Source organism: Rhodococcus sp. LB1, from assembly GCF_001583455.1.
GTDB classification, from domain to species: domain Bacteria; phylum Actinomycetota; class Actinomycetes; order Mycobacteriales; family Mycobacteriaceae; genus Rhodococcus_F; species Rhodococcus_F opacus.
In genome coordinates, this window is the sequence record NZ_LTCZ01000100.1 from 1 (window position 1) to 3,443 (window position 3,443).

Here is a 3,443-nt window from a genome sequence, read left to right on the forward strand (position 1 = left end):
CCCAAACGTATACGCCTACGCATCTTCTCGGTAGCCGGACGCATCGCTGCCCATGCTCGACGCACGCACCTACGCCTATCGAAGAACGCGACATGGTCGACCCTCATCGTCGCCGCACTGACCCGATTGGCGGCACTACCCGCGCCCGCCTGACCGCAATTCACCCGACCCGACGACCCCGAAAGAACCCCTACCTCAGGCCGTGGATCCGAGCGCTGCCGATCGACATCGGTCGCGCCCTCGCGCGCCAACGGGTTCGAAACACAATCTCGACCTGCTCAGGCCAGCACGTCACCGGGAAGAAAGTTCGAGGCTAGGGATTCGGACGCTCGGTCTCGTCTGTTGTGGTGCCGCGTATCCGGGAAAGAACGTTCCAATCGTGATAAATGGGGTCGTCCGGGTAGATCGTGCCGCGGCTGGCGGTGGAAGGATAGCCGAAGATTTCCCAGTAGTCCCCGTTCGGCGGGAGGGTCTGGACCCATTCGAAGATCACCAGGCGACGCAATACTTTCCACTGCCCACGTCTCTTCTCACAAAGATCTCGATACCGTCCGGACAACACGATCGTCCGTTCCGTCTCGACGCGGACGTAGGTGAACACTGTCTCGCGTTTCGCCTGATCACCGAGCATCTCGATCAGTACGTTTCCGCAATTGTGCACAGCTGTGTATCGAGTCGTCCTACTTCGCTCGTGAACCAGGTCGCAGAAATCGTGAGCCGACCCCACGAAGGCTCCGTGGTCCTCAGTCGCGTCCGGCCAGAATGTCGACTTGACGAGTTCGAGATCCTTGCGATCCTGGCCACGGATATAGAACATCATGTTCTCGTAGATGGCCTGTTTGTCGAGAAGCTCCAGCACTGCCGAAGCCGACGCCGAATCATCAGTCACCACGTCTATCCTTTCTGGCACAGGTCCAGTCGACGATGCTGGTTCCCCAGCGGCGGCGCCGGACTCGTCATCGCACGGGCACGAACAGCGGGACGTATTCGTCTGCTCCCGACGGCCCGGACTTGTGGAATTCGGCGCGGACCCGAAGTCCTGCCACGAGGTCGTCGCGCTCGACGTCGACGAGCTGGGTCCACCACCACGGCCCCTCGTCCAGTTCGACCACCGCGATGGTGAGCGCGAGCGGCGTGTCCGAGTCCGCGGACCGCTGTGGAACGAACGCCCACGATACGACCCGGCCGAAGCCTGACGCTTCCACCCACTCGAAATCGGTATTACCCACACTGTCCTGTTCTGCTGTCGGGGACAGTATTTCACCGGATTCCACGGTCCTCCGCAGGAGGAATACGCCTCGGGCGGTTCCGTCGAAGAACTCCGCCGTGGCCGTGTCGCGAACAACAGGCTGAATGTACATGGGTCAGAAAATCCCTCCGCTGACGCCGACCAGACCGTTTACGAGCCCACGATCAAGGTCGAATGGTGGTCGAGTATTCCCCCGTTGCCCGATACCAGGACGACCTCGTGCCGGTCCTGCTGCCGGGCACCTGCCTGACCACGTGCCTGGATGACGGCCTCCGAGAGGGGGGTCATTCCCCACATGTAGTACGAGGACAACTGTCCGCCGCCGGTGTTCATTTTCAGCTTGCCACCCGGGCCGAGGATTCCCGGCGTCGCCACGAATTCGCCTCCCTCTCCTTTGGCGCAGAAACCGTAGTCCTCCAGCGTGACCATCGCCGTGTAGGTGTAGCAGTCGTAGATCTCGACCAGATCGATGTCCTCGACGGTGACGCCTGCCATGGACATGGCCGCCGGACCGGATTTCGCTGCACCGGTCATCAGCCCGAAGTTGTCGTCACGACGTAGCCTCGAGCCCGGATGGCTCTGTGCCCAACCGAGAACGTGGACAGCCGGCTGCTTCAAGTCGCGTGCCCGCTCGGCCGTGGTGACGACAACGGCGATACCACCATTCGATACGAGGCAGCAGTCGAACAGGTGAAACGGATCGCTGATGATGCGCGAGTTCTGATGGTCGGCGACGGTGATCGGTGTACGCATCTGCGCCAGTGGGTTGAGTACCGCCCACTCACGCTGAGCGACGGCGAGAGCACCGAGCTGCTCTGAAGTCGTCCCGTATTCGAGCATGTGTCGCCGCGCGGCCAATGAGTACAGGACGTTCGGGACCACGGCTCCGGTCGCACGCTGAAGTCCCGTCCAGCCGGAGTGCGCCCGATGACCGTCCGAGTAGGCAAGCCCGGCCCCGGCGCCCTCGACCAGAGGAGCGTCACCGAACACACACACGACGACCTCGGCCATCCCCGACTCTACGGCCATCGACGCATACTGAACCATGGCACCAGCGGTCGATCCGAATGCCTGCATTTGAGCCAGAAGCGCGAGATCACGCAAGCCGAGATCGACCTGCAACCCGAGGCCGATATCGTTTGCTACGCCCGACGAGATGAGCAAACCGTCCACCTCGGACAGGAGCAGGCCAGCGTCGGCGAGCGCCAATCTGCTTGCTTCTGCGGCGAATTGACTACTGCTTTTGCCGTACACCTTTCCCAGTTCGGTCATTCCGAGACCGACGATGACGGGCGATCGGGTGGTACGGGGTTTGTTCGTCATCGTCCTGTCCAATCAGGTAGCCGTTTCTCGACGAAGGCGCGCGCTCCCTCCTGCGCGTCCCGCGATTGCTTTATGCGTCCCGCTTCCAGTCGGTTGCGTGCCCAGTCGGCGGCCTCGCGTTCCACAGCTCCGTCAGTGATGCCGGCCGCGATTCGCTTGGTGGCTTGCACCGCCAACGGCGCGTTGGCCGCAATGACGCCAGCCAGGTCGAGTGCGACGTCGAGGACCTGGTCCTGAGGAACGACGCGGGTGGCCAACCCCAGTTCAAATGCTCTTGCGGCCGATATCGGCTCACCGGTGAAGGCCATATCCAGAGCGATCTTGCGCGGAATCTGCTGCGCCAATCGAAACGCACCGCCGGCAGCCGCCACCAGACCTCGACGGACCTCGGGCAACCCGAACTCGGCGCTGTCCGCGGCAACGACCAGATCACTGGCCAACGCCAGTTCGGTACCACCACCGAGTGCGAAGCCGTTGACCGCAGCGATGGTGGGCTTACTGACGGGATGGTTTACATACCCTGCGAATCCCCAGCGAGCGCGTTGCCCAGCGGGGTGGATGTCTTTCCCCTCGGCAAGCGCCTTGAGATCTGCCCCGGCACAGAACGCTCGGTCGCCTGCCCCCGTCAGCACGACGGCTCGCACCGTCGGATCGGTTTCGGCGGTCTCGAGCGCTTGGCCGATGGCTTCGGCGACGTCCCTGTTGATGCAATTTCGGACGTGTGGTCGGTTGATCGTGATCAGGAGTACGTTGCCGCGCTGCTCGACCAGAACCACGTCGAGGTGCAACTCTTGGGCGATTCCGGTTGTCATGATATGCCTCACTGCCATCGAAGTCAGGATGGTCGACCGGGCCGGCTCATGCGTGGTCA

The 3,443-nt window shown here is 62.5% G+C and carries 4 protein-coding genes and 1 pseudogene; 1 reads left to right on the top strand and 4 read right to left on the bottom strand.

Going from position 1 to position 3,443, the window contains the following annotated elements:
• Positions 1–153, top strand: a pseudogene (locus AZG88_RS51720) (IS1380 family transposase); the annotation flags it as partial.
• Positions 154–313: 160 nt separating this feature from the next.
• Here AZG88_RS51720 and AZG88_RS16495 read toward each other — a convergent pair.
• The 4 genes from AZG88_RS16495 to AZG88_RS16510 form a co-directional block, all read right to left on the bottom strand.
• Positions 314–889 carry a nuclear transport factor 2 family protein gene (locus tag AZG88_RS16495; RefSeq protein WP_156517511.1) on the bottom strand — a complete coding sequence of 192 codons (576 nt, stop codon included), beginning with the start codon at positions 887–889 and terminating at the stop codon, positions 314–316.
• Between the two features lie 67 nt (positions 890–956).
• Positions 957–1,361 carry a Zn-ribbon domain-containing OB-fold protein gene (locus AZG88_RS16500; RefSeq protein ID WP_061698288.1) on the bottom strand — a complete coding sequence of 135 codons (405 nt, stop codon included), beginning with the start codon at positions 1,359–1,361 and terminating at the stop codon, positions 957–959.
• Positions 1,362–1,399: 38 nt separating this feature from the next.
• Positions 1,400–2,572 (bottom strand): thiolase family protein, encoded by a 1,173-nt coding sequence (locus AZG88_RS16505; RefSeq protein WP_061698289.1) that lies wholly within the window; start codon positions 2,570–2,572, stop codon positions 1,400–1,402.
• On the bottom strand, positions 2,569–3,384 hold the full coding sequence (locus AZG88_RS16510; protein ID WP_061698290.1) for a crotonase/enoyl-CoA hydratase family protein: 816 nt from the start codon (positions 3,382–3,384) through the stop codon (positions 2,569–2,571). Before AZG88_RS16510 ends, AZG88_RS16505 begins: the two co-directional genes overlap by 4 nt.
• Positions 3,385–3,443 lie beyond the last annotated feature (59 nt).

Coding starts and splice junctions, on each gene's coding strand:
- AZG88_RS16505 (WP_061698289.1), bottom strand. CDS start 2,572: ATGACGAACAAACCCCGTACCACCCGATCGCCCGTCATCGTCGGTCTC.
- AZG88_RS16500 (WP_061698288.1), bottom strand. CDS start 1,361: ATGTACATTCAGCCTGTTGTTCGCGACACGGCCACGGCGGAGTTCTTC.
- AZG88_RS16510 (WP_061698290.1), bottom strand. CDS start 3,384: ATGACAACCGGAATCGCCCAAGAGTTGCACCTCGACGTGGTTCTGGTC.